14 protein-coding genes and 1 pseudogene are annotated in these 21,072 nt (G+C 54.2%); 10 read left to right on the top strand and 5 right to left on the bottom strand.

What is annotated here, in order from left to right:
• Positions 1 to 18 precede the first annotated feature (18 nt).
• Both envZ and ompR read right to left on the bottom strand, forming a co-directional pair.
• Positions 19 to 1,371 carry a two-component system sensor histidine kinase EnvZ gene (gene envZ / locus G8S19_RS01575; RefSeq protein WP_048213556.1) on the bottom strand — a complete coding sequence of 451 codons (1,353 nt, stop codon included), beginning with the start codon at positions 1,369 to 1,371 and terminating at the stop codon, positions 19 to 21.
• Complete coding sequence (ompR, locus tag G8S19_RS01570) at positions 1,368 to 2,087, bottom strand: two-component system response regulator OmpR (RefSeq protein WP_001157751.1); 720 nt, start codon at positions 2,085 to 2,087, stop codon at positions 1,368 to 1,370. The genes envZ and ompR overlap by 4 nt, the downstream gene beginning before the upstream one ends.
• A 225-nt stretch (positions 2,088 to 2,312) precedes the next feature.
• Here ompR and greB point away from each other — a divergent pair, with 225 nt between their 5' ends.
• From greB to G8S19_RS01540, 6 genes and pseudogenes are all read left to right on the top strand, one after another.
• A complete protein-coding gene (gene greB, locus G8S19_RS01565) occupies positions 2,313 to 2,786 on the top strand; it encodes a transcription elongation factor GreB (RefSeq protein WP_079934290.1) in 474 nt (157 codons plus the stop codon).
• A gap of 117 nt (positions 2,787 to 2,903) precedes the next feature.
• A complete protein-coding gene (locus G8S19_RS01560; RefSeq protein ID WP_253685991.1) occupies positions 2,904 to 5,237 on the top strand; it encodes a Tex family protein in 2,334 nt (777 codons plus the stop codon).
• Positions 5,238 to 5,611: 374 nt separating this feature from the next.
• Positions 5,612 to 5,839 (top strand): ferrous iron transporter A, encoded by a 228-nt coding sequence (gene feoA / locus G8S19_RS01555; protein ID WP_003023519.1) that lies wholly within the window; start codon positions 5,612 to 5,614, stop codon positions 5,837 to 5,839.
• A gap of 18 nt (positions 5,840 to 5,857) precedes the next feature.
• Positions 5,858 to 8,176 (top strand): Fe(2+) transporter permease subunit FeoB, encoded by a 2,319-nt coding sequence (feoB, locus tag G8S19_RS01550; protein ID WP_253685989.1) that lies wholly within the window; start codon positions 5,858 to 5,860, stop codon positions 8,174 to 8,176.
• 11 nt (positions 8,177 to 8,187) lie between these two features.
• Entirely contained in the window at positions 8,188 to 8,424 is a 237-nt protein-coding gene (gene feoC, locus G8S19_RS01545; protein WP_003023516.1) for a [Fe-S]-dependent transcriptional repressor FeoC, read from the top strand.
• Positions 8,425 to 8,585: 161 nt separating this feature from the next.
• A pseudogene (locus G8S19_RS01540) lies at positions 8,586 to 9,341 on the top strand (Rpn family recombination-promoting nuclease/putative transposase); the annotation flags it as partial.
• Positions 9,342 to 9,384: 43 nt separating this feature from the next.
• On the opposite strand, the gene bioH reads toward G8S19_RS01540, so the two are convergent.
• Complete coding sequence (bioH, locus tag G8S19_RS01535; protein ID WP_253685987.1) at positions 9,385 to 10,155, bottom strand: pimeloyl-ACP methyl ester esterase BioH; 771 nt, start codon at positions 10,153 to 10,155, stop codon at positions 9,385 to 9,387.
• A 37-nt stretch (positions 10,156 to 10,192) separates the two neighbouring features.
• On the opposite strand from bioH, the gene gntX reads away from it, so the two are divergent.
• The 3 genes from gntX to gntT all read left to right on the top strand — a co-directional run bounded on the left by gntX (position 10,193) and on the right by gntT (position 13,195).
• Complete coding sequence (gene gntX / locus G8S19_RS01530) at positions 10,193 to 10,876, top strand: DNA utilization protein GntX (RefSeq protein WP_115642746.1); 684 nt, start codon at positions 10,193 to 10,195, stop codon at positions 10,874 to 10,876.
• Positions 10,877 to 10,934: 58 nt separating this feature from the next.
• Positions 10,935 to 11,510 (top strand): Fe-S biogenesis protein NfuA, encoded by a 576-nt coding sequence (gene nfuA / locus G8S19_RS01525; RefSeq protein ID WP_003023509.1) that lies wholly within the window; start codon positions 10,935 to 10,937, stop codon positions 11,508 to 11,510.
• Positions 11,511 to 11,878: 368 nt separating this feature from the next.
• The gene (gntT, locus tag G8S19_RS01520) at positions 11,879 to 13,195 is read left to right on the top strand and encodes a gluconate transporter (protein WP_032950402.1); all 1,317 of its coding nucleotides are present in this window, start codon (positions 11,879 to 11,881) and stop codon (positions 13,193 to 13,195) included.
• 45 nt (positions 13,196 to 13,240) lie between these two features.
• Here gntT and malQ read toward each other — a convergent pair whose 3' ends face one another.
• Positions 13,241 to 15,328 (bottom strand): 4-alpha-glucanotransferase, encoded by a 2,088-nt coding sequence (malQ, locus tag G8S19_RS01515; protein ID WP_126320136.1) that lies wholly within the window; start codon positions 15,326 to 15,328, stop codon positions 13,241 to 13,243.
• A 9-nt stretch (positions 15,329 to 15,337) separates the two neighbouring features.
• Positions 15,338 to 17,731 (bottom strand): maltodextrin phosphorylase, encoded by a 2,394-nt coding sequence (gene malP, locus G8S19_RS01510; protein WP_253685985.1) that lies wholly within the window; start codon positions 17,729 to 17,731, stop codon positions 15,338 to 15,340.
• A 627-nt stretch (positions 17,732 to 18,358) separates the two neighbouring features.
• Here malP and malT point away from each other — a divergent pair.
• A complete protein-coding gene (gene malT, locus G8S19_RS01505; RefSeq protein ID WP_048213563.1) occupies positions 18,359 to 21,064 on the top strand; it encodes an HTH-type transcriptional regulator MalT in 2,706 nt (901 codons plus the stop codon).
• The last annotated feature ends 8 nt before the right edge of the window (positions 21,065 to 21,072 follow it).

Below are 21,072 nucleotides of genomic sequence, written 5' to 3'. Positions count from 1 at the left end.
ATTTAGCCTCCCTTTTTTCTACGCGTCTTTCGTTGTCCCCTGCGTGCGCGTGAATGGAACCGGAAGCCAGGCGCGTATCGACAGCCCGCCTCGCTCACTGGTGCCAATTTCCAGCATACCGTTATGGTTATCAATAATACGCTGTACAATCGCCAGTCCCAGGCCCGTGCCGCTGGTGCTACGCGCGCTGTCACCGCGCACAAACGGCTGGAACAGGTGTTGACGCTGTTCCGGTTTGATACCCGGCCCGTCATCTTCGACCTGGAACCAGGCGCGATGCGCTTCCATACCGCTACTGACCTTAATCCAGCCATTACCGTAGCGAGCGGCGTTAACCACCATATTAGCAACCGCGCGCTTGATAGACAGTGGGTGCATCTTCACCTGAATGACGCCTGGGCGTAATGCAGTATCAATTTCACGCTCGTAACCACTTTCTGCCGCGATCACTTCACCTAATACCGAGTTCAGATCGGCCATCTCCATCGGCATCTCCTGACCCGTGCGCAGATAATCGATGAACTGTTCGATAATGGCATTACACTCTTCAATGTCCTTATTGATGGACTCCGCGAGGTATCCGTCTTCTTCGCCCATCATTTCCGTCGCCAGACGGATACGCGTCAGCGGGGTGCGTAAATCATGGCTCACGCCCGCCATTAACAGCGTACGGTCATCGGCCAGCTGTTTTACGCCGGCGGCCATATGGTTGAAGGCTCGCGTAACAGAGCGCACCTCAGAGGCGCCGTACTCGCGCAGCGGCGGCGGAATAATGCCTTTCCCCACCTGTAACGCAGCATGTTCAAGATCCACCAACGGTCGGTTCTGAATACGGATAAACAGCCACGCGCCACCGATAGCCAGCAGCATAATCGCCAGCGTATAGCGGAACAGCGGTGAGAAATCACCCTGATGGATTTCCGTAAGCGGCACGCGTACCCAGATGTTGGGCGACAGCCAGGTTTTCAGCCACACGACCGGCGAGCTCTTGTTCACCTCAACGCGGACTTCCGTCGGGCCGCCCAGTTGCTGCGCCATCTGGTGGCTTAAGAATTCATAGTGTTGCGCCCAACGCAGACCGGCTTCTTCAGCGGCCTCGTTGGAATAGAGGGAAATACCGAGCTCACGGTAAATTTCCCGACGAAATGCAGGTGGCACTACCAGTTGCGTACCGTCCTCCAGTTGCAGTTTATCAGTCATCAGCATACGGACTTCGTAGGCCAGGACCTTATTAAACTGCTGGAGGCTCGGCAGAATCGCGAAGTTCAGCACCACAAGGTAGGTCGTCACCAGGCTTGCAAACAGCAAGGTGACGATAAGCAATAACGTGCGAGCAAACGAACTTCGTGGCGAGAAGCGCATTCGCCTCATGCTTTAGAACCGTCCGGAACAAAGACGTAGCCCAGACCCCATACGGTCTGAATATAACGAGGGTGCGCCGGGTCTTCTTCCACCATACGACGCAGACGGGAAATCTGGACGTCGATAGAACGTTCCATCGCAGAATATTCACGACCACGGGCGAGGTTCATCAACTTGTCGCGGGACAGCGGTTCACGTGGGTGGCTTACCAACGCTTTCAGCACCGCAAATTCACCGCTGGTGAGCGGCATAGGCTCATCTTCGCGGAACATTTCACGCGTACCGAGGTTCAGTTTGAACTTACCAAACGCAATGACCGCTTCTTCCTGGGAAGGCGCGCCCGGCAGTTCGTTCGCCTGGCGACGCAGTACAGCGCGGATACGCGCCAGCAGTTCACGCGGGTTAAACGGTTTCGGAATGTAATCGTCAGCGCCGATTTCCAGTCCAACGATACGGTCCACTTCTTCGCCCTTCGCCGTCACCATAATGATCGGCATCGGGTTGCTTTGGCTGCGCAGGCGACGGCAAATAGACAGGCCATCTTCTCCCGGCAGCATTAAATCGAGCACCATCAGGTGGAAAGACTCACGGGTCAGCAGACGATCCATCTGCTCAGCGTTTGCGACGCTTCGAACCTGGAAGCCCTGCTCGGTCAAATAACGTTCCAGAAGCGCACGCAAGCGCATGTCGTCATCGACCACCAGAATCTTATAGTTCTCTTGCATTGTTATTACTCCCAAAGGTTCGCAACAATTAAGTGTATATTCTTAAGAAAGCTAGCGTGAGTCACCAGCGAATTCTGGTATGAATTCCAGGCTAAATTGTTACAAAGCATATTAAACAGCAGCTTAAGTATACAATGTTTCTCGCAATACATTATTTATTCTGTTGATATGCTCGCGTAATACTAATTGTGCGCATCATCACAGAGTCGAAGGTAAAACAATAAGATGAAAACGCCCCTGATAACCCGTGAAGGGTATGAAAAACTCAAACAAGAGCTGAATTATCTCTGGCGTGAAGAGCGCCCGGAAGTCACCAAAAAAGTTACCTGGGCCGCAAGTCTGGGTGACCGCAGCGAAAATGCCGACTACCAGTATAATAAAAAGCGCCTGCGTGAGATCGACCGCCGCGTCCGATATTTGACCAAGTGCATGGAGAATCTGAAAATCGTCGATTACTCCCCGCAGCAGGAAGGCAAAGTCTTCTTTGGCGCATGGGTTGAGATTGAAAATGACGATGGCGACATCCGCAAATTCCGCATTGTCGGCTACGATGAGATCTTCGGCCGTAAAGATTACATCTCTATCGATTCGCCGATGGCGCGGGCGCTGCTGAAAAAAGAGGTCGGCGATCTCGCGGTGGTGAACACCCCTGGCGGGGAAGCCAACTGGTACGTGAATGAGATTGAATACGTTAAATGAGATTGAATACGTTAAATGAGACCGGAACAATCCGAAGCCCCCGTAGATGACTGGCATTTTTGCCAGTCAATCCGTATAACTATCCCCTGATTTTTTATCCTATAGACGAAGCTATCCATGATGAATGATTCTTTCTGCCGCATTATCGCAGGTGAAATTCAGGCTCGTGCTGAACAGGTAGAAGCTGCCGTTCGCTTGCTTGACGAAGGGAACACCGTGCCGTTTATCGCACGTTATCGTAAGGAAATCACCGGCGGTCTGGACGATACGCAACTGCGTAATCTGGAAACCCGTCTGGGATATCTGCGTGAACTGGAAGACCGCCGTCAGGCAATCCTGAAATCTATCGGCGAGCAAGGCAAATTGACCGACGATCTGGCGAAAGCGATCAACGGCACGTTAAGTAAGACCGAACTCGAAGATCTCTATCTGCCGTACAAACCTAAGCGCCGTACCCGTGGGCAGATCGCCATTGAAGCAGGCCTTGAGCCGCTGGCAGACCTGCTGTGGAACGAGCCGTCTCACGACCCGGAAACGGAAGCCGCTAAATACCTCAACGCCGACAACGGCGTGGCGGATACCAAAGCCGCACTCGACGGCGCACGCTACATTCTGATGGAACGCTTCGCAGAAGACGCCGCCCTGCTGGCGAAAGTGCGTGATTACCTGTGGAAAAACGCCCACCTGGTCTCCACCGTGGTAAGCGGTAAAGAAGAGGAAGGCGCGAAGTTCCGCGACTACTTCGATCACCACGAACCGATCTCTACCGTGCCGTCTCACCGTGCGCTGGCCATGTTCCGTGGCCGTAACGAAGGCGTGCTTCAGCTTTCGCTGAATGCCGATCCGCAATTCGATGAGCCGCCAAAAGAGAGCCACGGCGAGCAGATTATCCAGGATCACCTGGGACTGCGCCTGAACAACGCCCCAGCCGACAGCTGGCGCAAAGGCGTGGTCAGCTGGACATGGCGAATTAAGGTGCTGATGCACCTCGAAACCGAGCTGATGGGCACCGTGCGTGAACGTGCCGAAGATGAAGCGATTAACGTCTTCGCCCGTAACCTGCACGATCTGCTGATGGCCGCGCCTGCGGGTCTGCGTGCCACCATGGGCCTCGATCCCGGTCTGCGTACCGGCGTGAAGGTGGCGGTTGTTGACGGCACCGGCAAGCTGGTCGCGACCGACACCATTTATCCACACACCGGTCAGGCCGCCAAAGCCGCCGTTGCTGTAGCGGCGCTGTGTGAAAAATACAACGTTGAACTGGTGGCGATTGGTAACGGTACGGCGTCGCGTGAAACCGAACGTTTCTTCCTCGACGTGCAGAAACAGTTCCCGAAAGTCACCGCACAGAAAGTGATCGTCAGCGAAGCCGGGGCATCGGTTTACTCTGCTTCCGAGCTGGCGGCGCAGGAATTCCCGGATCTCGACGTTTCATTGCGTGGCGCAGTGTCTATCGCCCGTCGTCTGCAGGATCCGCTGGCTGAGCTGGTGAAAATCGATCCGAAATCCATCGGTGTGGGCCAGTATCAGCACGACGTTAGCCAGACGCAGTTGGCGCGTAAGCTGGATGCGGTGGTGGAAGACTGCGTAAACGCCGTCGGCGTCGATCTCAATACCGCTTCCGTTCCGCTGTTGACCCGCGTGGCCGGCCTGACGCGCATGATGGCGCAAAACATCGTCGCCTGGCGCGATGAGAACGGTCAGTTCCAGAACCGTCAGCAACTGCTGAAAGTCAGCCGTCTGGGGCCAAAAGCCTTTGAACAGTGCGCGGGCTTCCTGCGCATCAACCATGGCGATAACCCACTGGATGCCTCCACCGTTCACCCGGAAGCCTACCCGATCGTGGAACGCATTCTGGCCGCCACCGAGCAATCGTTGCGTGACCTGATGGGCAACAGCGACGAACTGCGCAATCTGAAAGCTGCCGATTTCACCGATGAACGTTTCGGGGTGCCGACCGTCACCGACATCATCAAAGAGCTGGAAAAACCGGGCCGCGACCCGCGTCCTGAATTTAAAACCGCACAGTTTGCCGATGGTGTCGAAACCATGAACGATCTGCTGCCGGGGATGATTCTGGAAGGGGCCGTCACCAACGTCACCAACTTCGGCGCGTTTGTCGATATCGGCGTTCATCAGGACGGTCTGGTGCATATCTCTTCATTGTCGACTAAGTTCGTCGACGATCCACACACCGTGGTGAAAGCGGGCGACATTGTGAAGGTGAAAGTGCTGGAAGTTGACCTGCAACGCAAGCGTATCGCGCTGACCATGCGTCTGGACGAGCAGCCGGGTGAAACCAATGCGCGTCGCGGCGGCGGGAACAACGATCGCGCTCAGGGCAATCGTCCGGCCCCTAAAGCCGCGAAACCTCGCGGTCGTGACGCCCAACCTGCGGGCAACAGCGCCATGATGGATGCGCTGGCGGCGGCAATGGGTAAAAAACGCTAGTGTGACCTTTGTGCCGGATAACGGTTTCAACACCTTATCCGGCATATTTAATATATTCCCCGCTTTTCACTACAATATATTTATCACTTTATTAACAGATGAAACCTTAATTAAACATTAAGATTCTCAATAATTACCTCCGCGAACCATTCGTTCCCAACCAGAATAAATATTGAGGAATATCAAAATTGGCTCAAATTATTATCCAATTGTACATTCCGTCACATTTATTCTATTGATGATAGAAACCATTCTCATTATCATTGTTTTGTTGATTATTTACTCTTTCCTTACGTTGGCTAATCATCTGGTCTCATGCCGCCCTGTCGCCCCATGAGGTAATCATCCAGTTAGCGAGATATAAGTAGGTCCCTATGCAATTCACTCCTGACAGTGCGTGGAAAATTACCGGCTTTGCCCGTGAAATCAGCCCAGCTTATCGTCAGAAACTGTTGTCACTTGGCATGCTGCCCGGCTCCTCCTTCAACGTGGTACGCGTCGCCCCGCTCGGCGATCCTATCCATATCGAAACGCGTCGCGTAAGTCTGGTATTGCGTAAGAAAGATCTGGCGTTATTAGAAGTGGAAGCGGTTTCCTGTTAATACAGTGAGTCTATAAAAATGAAAAAACTAACCATTGGTTTAATTGGTAATCCTAATTCCGGCAAGACAACTTTATTCAACCAACTCACCGGCGCGCGCCAGCGTGTAGGCAACTGGGCTGGCGTTACCGTTGAGCGTAAAGAAGGCCATTTCGCCACAACGGACCATCAGGTCACACTGGTGGATTTACCTGGCACCTATTCTCTGACGACAATCTCATCCCAGACCTCTCTCGATGAGCAGATTGCCTGTCACTATATTTTGAGCGGCGACGCAGATCTGTTGATCAACGTGGTCGATGCTTCAAACCTTGAACGCAACCTCTACCTGACGTTGCAACTGCTTGAGTTGGGCATCCCCTGCATCGTCGCGTTAAATATGCTGGATATCGCTGAAAAGCAGCAAATCCGTATTGATATCGACGCCCTCTCAGCACGTCTTGGCTGCCCGGTGGTCCCGCTGGTTTCCACCCGCGCCCGCGGCATTGAAGCGCTGAAGCTGGCGATCGACCGCTACAAAGAAAACGACACCGTCGAGCTGGTCCATTATGCCCAGCCGTTGCTGCAGGAAGCGGACTCTCTTGCCGACGCGATGGCCAAAGATATGCCGCTCAAACAGCGCCGCTGGCTGGGCCTGCAGATGCTGGAAGGCGATATCTACAGCCGCGCCTATGCGGGTGACGCCGCGCAAAATCTCGATGCCTCCATCGCACGCCTGAGCGAGACTATGGACGATCCGGCGCTACACATCGCCGATGCGCGCTATCAGTGTATTGCCGCTATCTGCGATACCGTCAGCAATACTCTGACGGCAGAACCGAGCCGTTTCACCACCGCGGTAGATAAAATCGTTCTCAACCGCTTCCTCGGGCTACCGATCTTCCTGTTCGTGATGTACTTGATGTTCCTGCTCGCCATTAACATCGGCGGCGCGCTGCAACCGTTGTTTGACGTCGGCTCCGTAGCGCTCTTTATTCATGGTATTCAGTGGATTGGCTACACGCTGCACTTCCCGGACTGGCTTACTATCTTCCTGGCCCAGGGCCTTGGCGGCGGGATTAACACCGTGCTGCCGCTGGTACCGCAAATCGGCATGATGTACCTGTTCCTCTCCTTCCTTGAAGACTCCGGCTACATGGCGCGCGCCGCGTTTGTGATGGACCGTCTGATGCAGGCGCTGGGACTGCCGGGCAAATCGTTTGTCCCGCTGATCGTCGGCTTTGGTTGTAACGTACCATCCGTGATGGGCGCACGTACGCTGGACGCCCCGCGTGAACGTCTGATGACCATCATGATGGCGCCGTTTATGTCCTGCGGCGCACGTCTGGCGATTTTCGCCGTCTTTGCCGCGGCGTTCTTTGGTCAGAACGGCGCGCTGGCGGTCTTCTCACTGTATGTGCTGGGTATCGTGATGGCGGTGTTGACCGGCCTGATGCTCAAACACACCATCATGCGTGGTGAAGCAACACCGTTCGTGATGGAGCTGCCGGTGTACCACGTGCCGCACATCAAGAGTCTGATCATTCAGACCTGGCAACGCCTGAAAGGCTTCGTTCTGCGTGCGGGTAAAGTCATCATCATCGTCAGCATTTTCCTCAGCGCGTTTAACAGCTTCTCGCTGAGCGGGAAAATCGTCGACAACATCAACGACTCTGCTCTGGCCTCCGTTAGCCGCGTTATTACCCCTGTGTTTAAACCGATTGGCGTTCACGAAGATAACTGGCAGGCAACCGTAGGTTTGTTCACCGGCGCGATGGCGAAAGAAGTGGTGGTGGGTACGTTGAACACGCTCTATACCGCAGAAAACATTCAGGAAGAAGAGTTCAATCCGGCAGATTTCCATCTTGGCGACGAGTTGCTCGGTGCGGTGGATGAAACCTGGCAAAGCCTGAAAGACACCTTCAGCCTGAGCGTACTGGCTAACCCTATCGAAGCCAGCAAGGGCGACGGCGAAATGGCGACGGGCGCAATGGGCGTGATGGGCGAGAAATTTGGCAGCGCCGCCGCCGCGTACAGCTACCTGATCTTTGTTCTGCTGTATGTGCCGTGCATTTCAGTGATGGGCGCTATCGCACGTGAATCCAGCCGTGGCTGGATGGGCTTCTCGGTTCTGTGGGGGCTGAATATCGCTTATTCGCTGTCGACGCTGTTTTATCAGACGGTCAGCTACAAGGAACACCCGACCTACAGCCTGGTGTGCATTTTAGCGGTCATCCTGTTTAACATCGTGCTGCTGGGCCTGCTGCGTCGAGCTCGTAGCCGCGTAGACCTCGCACTGCTGGCGACCAACAGAACGGCAAGTTCCTGCTGCTCCAGCACCACTGGCGATTGCCACTAAGGTTATCGACAATGGCATCACTTATTCAGGTTCGTGACTTATTGGCTTTGCGGGGGCGTATGGAGGCAACACAAATTAGCCACACGCTGCACACCCCGCAGCCGATGATTGACGCCATGCTGAATCAGTTAGAAAAAATGGGCAAAGCGGTGCGGATTCAGGAGGATGCCGACGGGTGTCTTTCCGGAAGCTGCAAGAGTTGCCCGGAAGGCAAAGCCTGCCTGCGCGAATGGTGGGCTTTACGCTAATCAGATGCTCTTTGCCGGATGGCGCTACGCTTATCCGGCCTACAAATGGTGCAAACGTCCAGGCCGGATAATTCGTTTATGCAGATATCCGGCTTTTTTGCGTAATGGATTCCACATAGATTTCATTATTTCAGCAAAAAAGATCTATCCTCCAGCCAGCTACCCGCGAAGGTGATGGTTACATTTACACCATTATTGAACATCAAAGCAGCGCCAATGCTCACATGGCATTTCGGCTAATGCGTTATGCTATTGCGGTAATGCATCGTCATTTGGCTGCAGGCCACAAGAAACTCCCGCTGGTGATACCCATGCTTTTTTATCATGGTTCAGCAAGCCCATACCCCTATTCACTTTGTTGGCTGGACGAGTTTGATGACCCGGAGTCCGCCAGACAACTTTATAGCACCGCGTTTCCACTGATCGATATCACCGTTGTGTCCGATGACGAGATTATGCAGCATCGCCGGATGGCGCTGTTGGAACTCATCCAAAAACATATCCGTAAACGCGATTTGATGGGGCTGGTAGAAAAACTGGCCATCCTGCTTGTTAAAGGACACGCTAATGACAACCAGTTGAAAGCCCTGTTTAATTACCTGATGCAAGCCGGAGACACCGCGCGTTTTAGCGAATTTATTCACCAGGTCGCCGAACGTTTACCTCAACACAAGGAAAAGTTGATGACTATTGCCGAAAGATTACGTCAGGAAGGGCACCTTAATGGTCTTCAGGAAGGTCACAGGAAAGGGTTACGAGAGGGATTACAAGAGGGGTTACGAGAGGGTTTGCAACAAGGCTAACGTGAGGAAGCTCTGCGCATTGCAACAACCATGCAGGTTGATGGCATAGACCCGCTGACTATCTGCAGAATCACCGGCCTGACTGCTGAGGATCTGGCTACGTGCAGCCATTAATCCCCAGCCCGGCAGCATGATTCTACCGGGCAAAACAGCGGATTTATAGCCGCTGTTTTAACGCCACCAGTGCTGCACAGAACTCGGCGGGATGCGAGATAAACGGTGCATGCGCCGCCTTAGCAAACACCAAAGACTCGCTCTGCGGCCAGAGGGCATCGAGCATTGGGACGACTTTGCGCGGAACCAGCCCGTCAAGATAGCCGTACAACCGCAGGAAAGGCATTTCCACCGAGCACAACGGCTCACGCAAATCGACCGTTTTCAGGATCTCCAGCCCGCCATTAAGTACCTCGACGTCCGGCATGGGTAATGCCAACACCGTTTTCTTCAGCGCTCGCGCATCCTGACGTGCGGTTTCCGTGCCCATCGTTTGCAACGCCAGAAAACGCTCCACTGTACGCTGGAAATCTTCGCTCAGCTGCTGCTGGAAGCCTGCCAGCACCTCTGGCTTGATACCCGGCCACTCATCCCGCGCGCTAAAGCAAGGGGAAGACGCGACGGTCACCAGCGCCTGAACACGCTCAGGATGGGTTAACGCTACCTGACTCGCGACCAGCCCGCCCAGACTCCAGCCGAGCCAGATAGCTTTCTCCGGTGCCTGTTTTAATACTCGCTCAGCCATCTCTTCCAGCGACATCGCGCCGAAACCCTGGCTGCGGCCAAATCCCGGTAAGTCGACAAGATGCAGCGTGAAATGCGAGCTCAGTTCCTCGCTTATGCAATGCCACACCTCTGCATTCAGTCCCCATCCGTGCAGCAGCACAAGATGGCAATTTCCCGAACCCTGGGTCTGCCACCAGATGTCATTCATCAGTTACTGTTCTCTTTTAGCTAACAAGGATGTCTCTATGCTAACAGTACCAGGATTATGCTGGCTATGCCGAATGCCGCTGAGGTTGGGGCATTGGGGAATTTGCTCTGTCTGCACACGGGCAGTACGCCAGCATGACAGCCTGTGCCCACAGTGCGGGCTACCGGCCATTCACACCTCGCTTCCCTGTGGTCGTTGCCTACAAAAACCACCGCCGTGGCAGCGCCTGGTTTCAGTCAGCGATTATGTTCCGCCAGTAAGCGGGCTTATCCACCAGCTTAAATTTTCACGGTACAGCGAAATAGCCCCTGCGCTGGCACGTCTGCTGTTGCTGGAGGTATTGCAGGCACGGCGCGTCAGCGGTCTTCCTCTGCCAGACAGGCTCATCAGCGTACCGCTCTGGCAGCGACGGCACTGGCGCAGGGGGTTTAATCAGAGCGAATTACTGTGTCGCCCACTGGCGCGCTGGCTGGGCTGCGACTGGGACAGCCGGACCATATCGCGGGTTCGGGCAACCGCCACACAGCACCATCTCAGCGCCCGATTGCGTAAACGTAACCTGAAAAACGCCTTTCGCCTTGAATTGCCGGTGCAGGGACTCCATATGGTTATTGTGGATGATGTCGTCACTACCGGAAGTACCGTCGCGGAAATCGCGCAGCTGCTTTTACGCAACGGCGCGGCGACTGTCCAGGTATGGTGCCTGTGTCGAACCTTGTAGAGCCTCGATGATGGGCGTATTATAACCAAGTAAAATAGTCAACTATTAGGCCATTACTATGATCCATATTTCCGATGCTGCACAAGCGCACTTTGCCAAACTGCTGGCAAATCAGGAAGAAGGGACACAAATCCGCGTATTTGTGATTAATCCCGGCACGCCTAACGCTGAATGCGGCGTTTCTTATTGTCCGCCGGACGCCGTGGAAGCAACCGACACCGCCATTAAATTTGACCTGCTGACCGCATATGTTGATGAACTGAGCGCACCGTATCTGGAAGATGCAGAAATCGATTTCGTTACCGACCAGTTAGGCTCCCAGCTGACCCTGAAAGCGCCAAACGCCAAAATGCGTAAAGTTGCCGATGATGCACCGCTGATGGAACGCGTGGAGTACATGCTGCAATCGCAGATCAACCCGCAGCTGGCAGGCCACGGTGGTCGCGTCTCTCTGATGGAAATCACCGATGAAGGCTACGCCATTCTGCAGTTTGGCGGCGGCTGTAACGGCTGTTCAATGGTCGATGTGACGCTGAAAGAAGGTATCGAGAAGCAGCTGCTGGCTGAATTCCCGGAACTGAAAGGCGTTCGCGATTTAACCGAACACCAGCGTGGCGAGCACTCTTACTACTAGCGACCAGACTTGTAGGCCCGGTAAGACGCATCCGCGTCGCCATCGGGCATTGATGCCGGATAGCAGCGTAAACGCTTTATCCGGCCTACGCCCTTACATTTCTCTGCACGTACCCTGCAACAATCCCCCTCATAATTTGACCAGCCTCTCATAATTTAAATTTTGCCTGTCCAGGTGATTCTCAAGCGCAGTATGTTACCCGTATCATTCGTATCAGCACCCAAGACGCACATAACAGCCAGCGAAACTGATTAGTTTTACGGGCAATCAGCATTGGTGCTGTGAATACGCTGTTCCCGGTCGGGACAATCTGAATTTGTCATCTAAACACTGACGTTACCCATAACAAAGTAAAGGCCAGGTAAATCATGCCATTAGTCATCGTTGCTATCGGTGTAATCTTGTTACTCCTCCTGATGATCCGTTTCAAAATGAACGGTTTCATCGCTCTCGTCCTGGTGGCGCTTGCTGTCGGATTGATGCAAGGGATGCCACTGGATAAAGTCATTGGTTCGATTAAAGCCGGTGTCGGCGGAACCCTTGGCAGCCTCGCCCTGATTATGGGTTTTGGCGCCATGCTGGGCAAAATGCTGGCGGACTGCGGCGGCGCACAGCGCATCGCAACCACCCTGATTGCTAAATTCGGCAAAAAACATATTCAGTGGGCGGTAGTATTAACCGGCTTCACCGTTGGTTTTGCCCTGTTCTACGAAGTTGGTTTCGTACTGATGCTGCCGCTGGTGTTCACCATTGCCGCTGCTGCCAATATCCCGCTGCTGTACGTTGGCGTGCCGATGGCTGCCGCGCTGTCCGTAACGCACGGCTTCCTGCCGCCGCACCCGGGTCCGACTGCTATCGCCACTATTTTCCATGCAGATATGGGTAAAACCCTGCTGTTTGGTACGATTCTGGCAATCCCGACCGTTATTCTCGCCGGTCCTGTTTACGCACGTTTCCTGAAAGGTATCGATAAGCCGATCCCGGAAGGTCTGTACAGCGCGAAAACCTTCACTGAAGAAGAGATGCCAGGCTTTGGCGTCAGCGTCTGGACCTCTCTGGTCCCGGTGATCCTGATGGCGATGCGCGCCGTGGCAGAGATGATCCTGCCGAAAGGACATGCTTTCCTGACTGTTGCAGAATTCCTCGGTGACCCGGTTATGGCAACGCTTATCGCGGTGCTGATTGCTATGTTCACGTTTGGTCTGAACCGTGGACGTTCGATGGATCAGATTAACGACACGCTGGTGTCCTCAATCAAAATCATCGCGATGATGCTGTTGATTATCGGTGGTGGCGGTGCCTTCAAACAGGTCCTGGTTGATAGCGGCGTGGACAAATACATCGCTTCAATGATGCATGGCTCTAACGTGTCTCCACTGCTGATGGCATGGTCTATTGCGGCGGTCCTGCGTATCGCACTGGGTTCAGCAACCGTTGCGGCAATCACCGCTGGCGGGATTGTGGCACCACTAATTGCAACGACCGGCGTAAGCCCTGAGCTAATGGTTATTGCAGTCGGTTCCGGTTCTGTCATTTTCTCCCACGTGAACGATCCTGGCTTCTGGCTGTTCAAGGAGTACTTCAACCTGACTATCGGTGAAACCATCAAGTCATGGTCAATGCTGGAAACCATTATTTCAGTATGCGGCCTGGTAGGGTGCCTGCTGTTAAATATGGCAATCTGATGTAAAAAAGCCGGGTGGCGCTAGCGCCTACCCGGCTTAATTTCTTTACTTCTTCTTCGCCGCTGCTTTTCGCCGCTTATCCAAATCCTTAATCAGCTTGTTCACGCCCTCATCTGCAAACATCTGCTCCAGCGTGGCGGTGAGCTTACGCCGCCAGTTTTTGTACTGGTCGCTGGTCCCCGGAATGTTGACCGGTTCAGCCATATCCAGCCAGTCTTCCGGTTGCAGGCCCAGCAACGCGCTGTTGCTGTCAGCGATGTAGCGTTGCATGCCGCGATTAAGAATCGGCGTCATCGACATCAGTGACGCCTTGTGACCAGCACGTTTTGGCAGGCAGCCGTATTTGTGCAGCGCGTCCAACAGCCCCTGTTTCGCCAGCTCCCGATCCTGATACAACCCCCGCAGCACGACTTCATCCGGGTACAGGCCCAGCGCCTTACCCAACGTCAAATCGCCGCTATCCCAATAACCTTTAAGCGTAGGAAGGTCATGCGTCGCCGCGACTGCCATTGATTGTTCCGGGTACGCTTTCGGCGCACGGAAGTTTTTCTCATGGTCATTCTCGAAATAAAGCACTTTGTAGGAGTACACGCCGCTGTCGCGCAGCTTGCTGACGATCTCCACGGGAACGGTACCCAGATCCTCACCAATTACCATGCAGTGGTGACGTTTACTTTCCAGCGCCAGAATTGAAAGCAGATCGTCGACCGGATAGTGCACGTAAGCGCCGTGATCGGCAGTTTCACCGTAGGGGATCCACCACAGACGCAGCATCGACATAACATGGTCGATACGCAGCGCGCCGCAGTTCTGCATATTGGCGCGCAGCAGTTCGATAAACGGTTCGTAGGCGCGTGCCGTAATGATGTGCGGATCCATCGGCGGCAGCCCCCAGTTTTGCCCAAGCGGCCCAAGAATATCCGGCGGCGCGCCAACTGAGGCTTTCAGACAATACAGTTCACGGTCACACCAGGTCTCTGACCCACCTTCTGCCACACCAACCGCCAGGTCGCGATACAGTCCAATCGGCATCGCAAAACTCTGGCTGGTTTTCCAGCAGTCAGCAAACTGGGTATACGCCAGCCACTGTAACCACAGGTAGAAATCCACATCGTCACGATGTTCTTCGCAAAAGCGTTTTACCTCTGGCGAGTCCACTGACTGGAAAGCTTCCGGCCACACCGGCCATCCCCAGCGCAATGCGTCCTCTTTCACCTGATGCGCATGCAGCGCATCAAAGGCTGCCTGCCAGTAGAGGCTAACTCCTTCCTGAGCCACAAACTGGCGAAATGCCGCCATCTGCTCATCGTCACGTGCAGAGAAATTTTTCCACGCCATGCGCAGCGCCGTCATCTTCAGTGCGGTAACAGCAGAATAATCAACCCACTCACTATCGCGCGCACGTTGCAGGGTTTGCTGAGTTGTGGGCTTCAGCCACCAGCTTTGCGCCTCTTTGCTCAGATGAAAATCTTCCACTGCGTTGACGTCGATATATATGACGTTCAACCAGCGACGTGATGACGGGCTGTACGGGCTGGCGCTTTCCGGGTTCGCCGGATACAGCGCGTGAATAGGATTAAGCCCGATAAACGCGCCGCCGCGTTGCGCCACATCTACCAGCATGGCGCGGAGATCGCCAAAGTCGCCAATCCCCCAGTTTTTCTCTGAACGCAGGGTGTAGAGCTGAACGCATGCGCCCCACAGTTTTTGCCCCTCCAGCAGCGCCTGCGGTTCATAGCAGCGCTTTGGCGCCACAATGACACGACAGTGGGTGCGCAGCTCGCCCTGCGTCAATGTCAGCGTGTGATAGCCCTCCGACAGTTTCGTCGGAAGGTGAAAAGATTTGCCGCCGATGGCATGCCCTTTGTGCTGTACGCCATCTTCAGTGGTCAGCAGCCAGCTAAACTCTCCGCTTCCCTCAACCGCCAGCGACATTTTCTTACCGGCGGTATAAACCATGACATTCGGCACCGGAGTTACCGCCACCTGAGTGGCAGCGGTGGTGCGATGCATGGCGTCAAGCAAACGCCGCTTGGTTTCGGCGCCAATAGACTGCGGTTTGCCGTGAGCGTTAATGTAATTGGGGCTGATCCCCGCCGCCAGCGCGGCATTATCCAGACGTTTGCTTTCCATCGCGATTCCTTAGCGTTTCGCCTGCCAGATACGCGCCTGATAATCGCGGATGGAGCGGTCTGAACTGAACATGCCGCAACGGGCAGTATTCAGAATCGCTGCCCGGGTCCAGGCTTCCTGGTCACGATACAACACGTCAACCTGCTTCTGCGCTTCAACGTAAGCCGCAAAGTCCGCCATCACCAGATACGGGTCGCCGCCCTGCTTGCCGATACTGTGCAGCATCTGGTCAAAGGCATGCTTGTCTCCGTCGCTGTATTTCCCGCTTTCCAGCTCTTTCAGGACAGCATCCAGCACTTTGTCTTTTTTACGCCATTTCACCGGGTCGTAGCCTTTGGCTTTGAGCACCTTCACCTCTTCCACGGTATGACCAAAGATAAAGATATTCTCGTCGCCCACTTTTTCGGCGATTTCGACGTTTGCGCCATCCAGCGTACCGACGGTTAACGCACCGTTCAGCGCCAGCTTCATGTTACCGGTGCCGGAAGCCTCTTTCCCTGCGGTTGAAATCTGCTCAGAGATATCTGCCGCCGGGATCAGCATTTCCGCCGCCGAGACGCAGTAATCCGGCAGGAACACGACCTTCAGCTTGTCGCCAACTTTCGGGTCGTTATTGATAGTTTGTGCAACCTGGTTGATGGCGAAGATGATATTTTTCGCCAGGTAGTAACCTGGAGCCGCTTTCGCACCAAACAGGAATACGCGCGGCACACGATCTGCCTGCGGGTTCTCACGGATTTCTTTGTACAACGCCAGAATATGCAGCAGGTTGAGGTGCTGACGCTTGTACTCATGCAGACGTTTAATCTGAATATCAAAGATAGCGTTAGTCGTTATTTCAATACCGGTACGCGCTTTAATAAACTTCACCAGGCGCTCTTTGTTCGCCAGCTTGATGTCACGATACTGCTGACGGAACTTCGCGTCGTCAGCGTATTTTTCCAGATTAATCAGCTGGTCGAGATCGTTGGCCCACTCTTTTTTCAGCGATTTATCCAGCAGCGCAGCCAGCGCCGGGTTGCACTGCTTAATCCAGCGACGTGGGGTAATCCCATTGGTGACGTTGTGGAATTTGTTCGGCCACAGTTGGTGATATTCCGGGAACAGATCTTTCACCACCAGATCGGAGTGCAGCGCCGCCACACCATTAACCGCAAAGCCGCTGACCACGCACATGTTGGCCATGCGCACCTGTTTGTTGTGCACCACCGCCAGCTTCGCCCAGACTTCAGCATCACCCGGCCAGGTTTTATCGACCAGCGTCTTAAAGCGGTCGTTAATCTCTTTGATGATTTGCATATGGCGCGGTAATAGCGCTTTCACCAGCTTCTCATCCCAGCACTCCAGCGCCTCTGGCATCAAAGTGTGGTTGGTATACGCAAACGTCTTGCTGGTGATCGTCCACGCATCGTCCCAGCTCATCTGGTGCTTATCGATCAGCACGCGCAGCAGTTCAGGGATCGCAATAGTCGGGTGGGTGTCGTTCAGTTGAATAACTTCGTAGTCGGCCAGTTCGTGCAGTTTACGTCCCGCCAGATGATGGCGGCGCAGAATATCGGCTACGGAGCAGGCGCACTGGAAGTACTGCTGCATCAGGCGCAGCTTTTTACCCGCCGTGTGGTTGTCGTTCGGGTACAGCACTTTGGTCAGTTTTTCAGCGTCGATACCCTGCTGCTCGGCGCGCAGGAAATCACCGTCGTTAAATTTGGTCAGGTTAAACGGATGCGCATGGCTGGCCTGCCACAGACGCAGCGGCTGCGCCACGCCGTTGCGGTAGCCGAGAACCGGTAGATCCCAGGCCTGACCGGTGATGATGAATCCCGGCTCCCAGTGGCCTTGTTTGCTGACCTTGCCGCCAATCCCTACCTGCACATCCAGCGCTTCGTTGTGGCGGAACCACGGGTAGCTGCCGCGATGCCAGTCATCCGGAGCTTCCATCTGTTGCCCATCAACAAATGACTGACGGAATAAGCCGTACTGATAGTTGAGGCCATAGCCCGTCGCCGACTGGTCAACCGTTGCCATCGAGTCGAGGAAACACGCAGCCAGACGGCCCAGCCCCCCGTTCCCCAACGCCGGATCGGTTTCTTCTTCCAGCAAGTCGGTCAGGTTGATGTCGTGTGCTTTCAGCTCGTCGCTCACCGCCTGATACCAGCCCAGGTTGAGCAAGTTGTTCCCCGTCAGACGGCCAATCAAAAACTCCATTGAGATATAGTTAACATGGCGCTGATTTTTTGCCGGTTTCACCGCAGGCTGGGCGCTGAGTAACTCAGCCAACGCCCCACTCACGGCCTGCCACCACTGGCGCGACGTCATTTCGTGAGCCGACGATAAACCGAAGCGCTGCCACTGACGCGTCAGGGCAGCCTGAAATTGATCTTTGTTGAAAGTAGGCTGTGACATAGGGATTCCAGGTCCTTAGGTAATAAACAACGTTATCGCTAGTTTGCCAGGCTCGTTGTTGACCTTCCTCATCCTGCCAGGGATTAGGTAGGGAGGAGGAGCGGGGATGAGCGTTAAAATGTGATCGCCGCCACTTTACGAGGGGTATTATGGCTGATAAATACGCAGGCTCTGCGCATACCCCTGAAATGCATCGCGGTTTTCGCATTAATCAAAAGGGATTATCCAGACAATATCAAACAGGAAGATGACATTTAGAAAAAATATGTAAACGGAGAAATAGTTTCTAACCTGAAATACACATTCTGCTTGAGATATTTCACATGAAAGTTTTAAGTCGAGCACAAAATTCATCGACTTTTATTCATCACCACAGTAACCATATAAAAGAAGAGGAGTTATTCCGCCCCGTAAAAATAACGCTGGATCCAGTCACCATGCCTGTTGCGACTCTTTAAAACAATTATTGCAATAGATGTATAGATTTGTGACATAGTGCAAAATCAGACACACAAAAAGTCCGCTTAGCTTGCAATAAATCCCGTTCTGGCCGACCTTATATCTATTAATTACGAAGCGCAAAAAAAATCGTTTTCCCCCATATTCACACAGTGAAGTGACTAACTTATGTTGATTCCGTCTAAATTAAGTCGTCCGGTTCGACTCGACCATACGGTGGTTCGTGAGCGCCTGTTGGCTAAACTTTCCGGCGCGAACAATTTCAGGCTTGCCCTGATAACAAGTCCTGCTGGTTATGGAAAAACAACGCTTGTTTCACAATGGGCGGCGGGGAAGAACGAATTAGGCTGGTATTCCCTGGATGAAGGCGATAACCAGCAAGAGCGCTTCGCCAGCTATTTGATTGCGGCAATCCAACAGGCGACCGGTGGGCACTGCACCACCAGCGAAGCCATGGTGCAAAAACGCCAGTATGCCAGCCTGACTTCACTGTTTGCCCAGTTGTTCATTGAACTGGCAGAGTGGCATCGTCCACTCTATCTGGTCGTGGATGATTATCATCTGATCTCCAATCCAGCCATCCACGAAGCGATGCGTTTTTTCCTGCGCCATCAGCCGGAGAATCTGACGTTAGTCGTGCTGTCGCGAAACCTACCGCAACTGGGCATTGCCAACCTGCGCGTACGCGATCAACTGCTGGAAATCGGCAGTCAGCAGTTGGCGTTTAACCACCAGGAAGCCAAACAATTCTTTGACCGTCGCCTGTCCTCCCCGATTGAGGCTGCGGAAAGTAGCCGCATGTGCGATGACGTTGCAGGCTGGGCCACGGCGTTACAGCTGATCGCCTTATCTGCCCGTCAGAACAACCATTCCGCCCACCAGTCGGCACGACGTCTGGCCGGTATCAACGCCAGCCATTTATCCGATTATCTGGTCGATGAAGTCCTGGACAGCGTCGATATCGGAACCCGCCATTTCCTGCTAAAAAGCGCCATCCTGCGCTCGATGAACGATGCGCTGATTGTTCGGGTCACGGGCGAAGAAAACGGCCAAATGCGGCTGGAGGAAATTGAGCGCCAGGGATTATTCCTGCAGCGGATGGATGATGTCGGCGAATGGTTTAGCTATCACCCGCTATTTGGCAGCTTTTTACGCCAGCGTTGCCAGTGGGAGTTAGCTACCGAACTTCCCGAAATACACCGCGCCGCCGCTGAAAGCTGGATGGCGCAAGGTTTTCCGACCGAAGCCATCCACCACGCGCTGGCGGCAGGCGACGCCCATATGCTGCGCGACATTCTGCTCAATCATGCGTGGGGGCTGTTTAACCACAGCGAACTGGCATTACTTGAAGAATCATTGAAAGCTCTGCCGTGGGAAAGCCTGCTGGAAAATCCGCGTCTGGTTCTGCTGCAAGCCTGGCTGATGCAAAGCCAGCACCGCTACGGCGAGGTGAATACCCTGCTGGCGCGCGCTGAGCAGGAAATGAAAGGCGATATGGAACAGACGCTACATGCTGAATTTAACGCCCTGCGAGCGCAGGTCGCGATTAACGACGGAAATCCTGATGAAGCCGAGCGTCTGGCGAAACTGGCGCTGGATGAATTACCCATCGCCTGGTTCTATAGCCGAATTGTCGCCACCTCGGTACACGGCGAAGTTCTGCACTGTAAGGGCGACCTCACGCGTTCTCTGGCGTTGATGCAGCAAACCGAACAAATGGCGCGCCATCATGACGTCTGGCATTACGCCCTGTGGAGTCTTATTCAGCAAAGTGAAATCTTGTTTGCCCAGGGCTTTTTGCAGGCCGCCTGGGAAATCCAGGAAAAAGCGTTCCAACTGATCAAAGAGCAGCACCTCGAACAGCTGCCGATGCACGAGTTCCTGGTGCGCATTCGTGCGCAGCTCCTGTGGGCATGGGCGCGCCTGGACGAAGCGGAAGCGTCTGCTCGCTCGGGTATTGAACTACTTTCCACCTTCCAGCCGCAGCAGCAGCTACAGTGTCTGGCGCTGCAGGTTCAGTGTTCGCTGGCGCGTGGCGATCTGGACAACGCGCGTAGCCTGCTCAACCGTCTGGAAAACCTGCTGGGTAATGGCCACTATCACAGCGACTGGATCTCGAACGCTGATAAAGTCCGGGTGATTTACTGGCAAATGGTCGGCGACAAAAATTCAGCCGCCAACTGGCTGCGCCACACGCCGAAACCGGAATTCGCCAATAACCACTTCCTGCAAGGACAGTGGCGCAACATCGCCCGTGCGCAGATCCTGCTGGGCGAGTTTGAACCGGCTGAGATTGTGCTGGAAGAGTTGAATGAAAATGCGCGCAATCTGCGCCTGATGAGCGATCTGAACCGTAACCTGCTGCTGCTTAATCAATTGTACTGGCAGGCGGGGCGCAAAAATGACGCACAGCGGGTGTTGCTCGACGCCCTGCAACTGGCGAACCGCACCGGGTTCATCAGCCACTTTGTGATCGAAGGCGAGGCCATGGCGCAGCAGTTACGCCAGCTGATTCAGCTCAACACATTACCGGAACTTGAACAGCATCGTGCGCAGCGTATTTTGCGCGAGATTAACCAGCATCACCGCCACAAATTCGCCCACTTTGATGAAGGATTCGTTGAACGCCTGCTCACCCACCCGGACGTCCCGGAGCTGATCCGTACCAGCCCGCTGACCCAGCGTGAATGGCAGGTTCTCGGTCTGATTTATTCTGGCTACAGCAACGAGCAGATTGCCGGTGAGCTGGCTGTTGCCGCGACGACCATTAAGACGCACATCCGCAATTTGTACCAAAAGCTCGGCGTGGCGCACCGCCAGGATGCGGTGCAACATGCGCAGAAACTGCTGAAGATGATGGGGTATGGCGTTTAGTTAACGCC

It is taken from the genome of Citrobacter sp. SX206 (assembly GCF_024181025.1).
Classification (GTDB): domain Bacteria; phylum Pseudomonadota; class Gammaproteobacteria; order Enterobacterales; family Enterobacteriaceae; genus Citrobacter; species Citrobacter youngae.
Note: the sequence above shows the minus strand (reverse complement) of the source record. Positions and strands in the feature narration are given on the sequence as shown.

What these genes read in the sequence shown, in the direction of transcription:
- envZ (WP_048213556.1), bottom strand. Translation starts at nt 1,371, where the DNA reads ATGAGGCGAATGCGCTTCTCGCCACGAAGTTCGTTTGCTCGCACGTTA.
- ompR (WP_001157751.1), bottom strand. Translation starts at nt 2,087, where the DNA reads ATGCAAGAGAACTATAAGATTCTGGTGGTCGATGACGACATGCGCTTG.
- greB (WP_079934290.1), top strand. Translation starts at nt 2,313, where the DNA reads ATGAAAACGCCCCTGATAACCCGTGAAGGGTATGAAAAACTCAAACAA.
- G8S19_RS01560 (WP_253685991.1), top strand. Translation starts at nt 2,904, where the DNA reads ATGATGAATGATTCTTTCTGCCGCATTATCGCAGGTGAAATTCAGGCT.
- feoA (WP_003023519.1), top strand. Translation starts at nt 5,612, where the DNA reads ATGCAATTCACTCCTGACAGTGCGTGGAAAATTACCGGCTTTGCCCGT.
- feoB (WP_253685989.1), top strand. Translation starts at nt 5,858, where the DNA reads ATGAAAAAACTAACCATTGGTTTAATTGGTAATCCTAATTCCGGCAAG.
- feoC (WP_003023516.1), top strand. Translation starts at nt 8,188, where the DNA reads ATGGCATCACTTATTCAGGTTCGTGACTTATTGGCTTTGCGGGGGCGT.
- bioH (WP_253685987.1), bottom strand. Translation starts at nt 10,155, where the DNA reads ATGAATGACATCTGGTGGCAGACCCAGGGTTCGGGAAATTGCCATCTT.
- gntX (WP_115642746.1), top strand. Translation starts at nt 10,193, where the DNA reads ATGCTAACAGTACCAGGATTATGCTGGCTATGCCGAATGCCGCTGAGG.
- nfuA (WP_003023509.1), top strand. Translation starts at nt 10,935, where the DNA reads ATGATCCATATTTCCGATGCTGCACAAGCGCACTTTGCCAAACTGCTG.
- gntT (WP_032950402.1), top strand. Translation starts at nt 11,879, where the DNA reads ATGCCATTAGTCATCGTTGCTATCGGTGTAATCTTGTTACTCCTCCTG.
- malQ (WP_126320136.1), bottom strand. Translation starts at nt 15,328, where the DNA reads ATGGAAAGCAAACGTCTGGATAATGCCGCGCTGGCGGCGGGGATCAGC.
- malP (WP_253685985.1), bottom strand. Translation starts at nt 17,731, where the DNA reads ATGTCACAGCCTACTTTCAACAAAGATCAATTTCAGGCTGCCCTGACG.
- malT (WP_048213563.1), top strand. Translation starts at nt 18,359, where the DNA reads ATGTTGATTCCGTCTAAATTAAGTCGTCCGGTTCGACTCGACCATACG.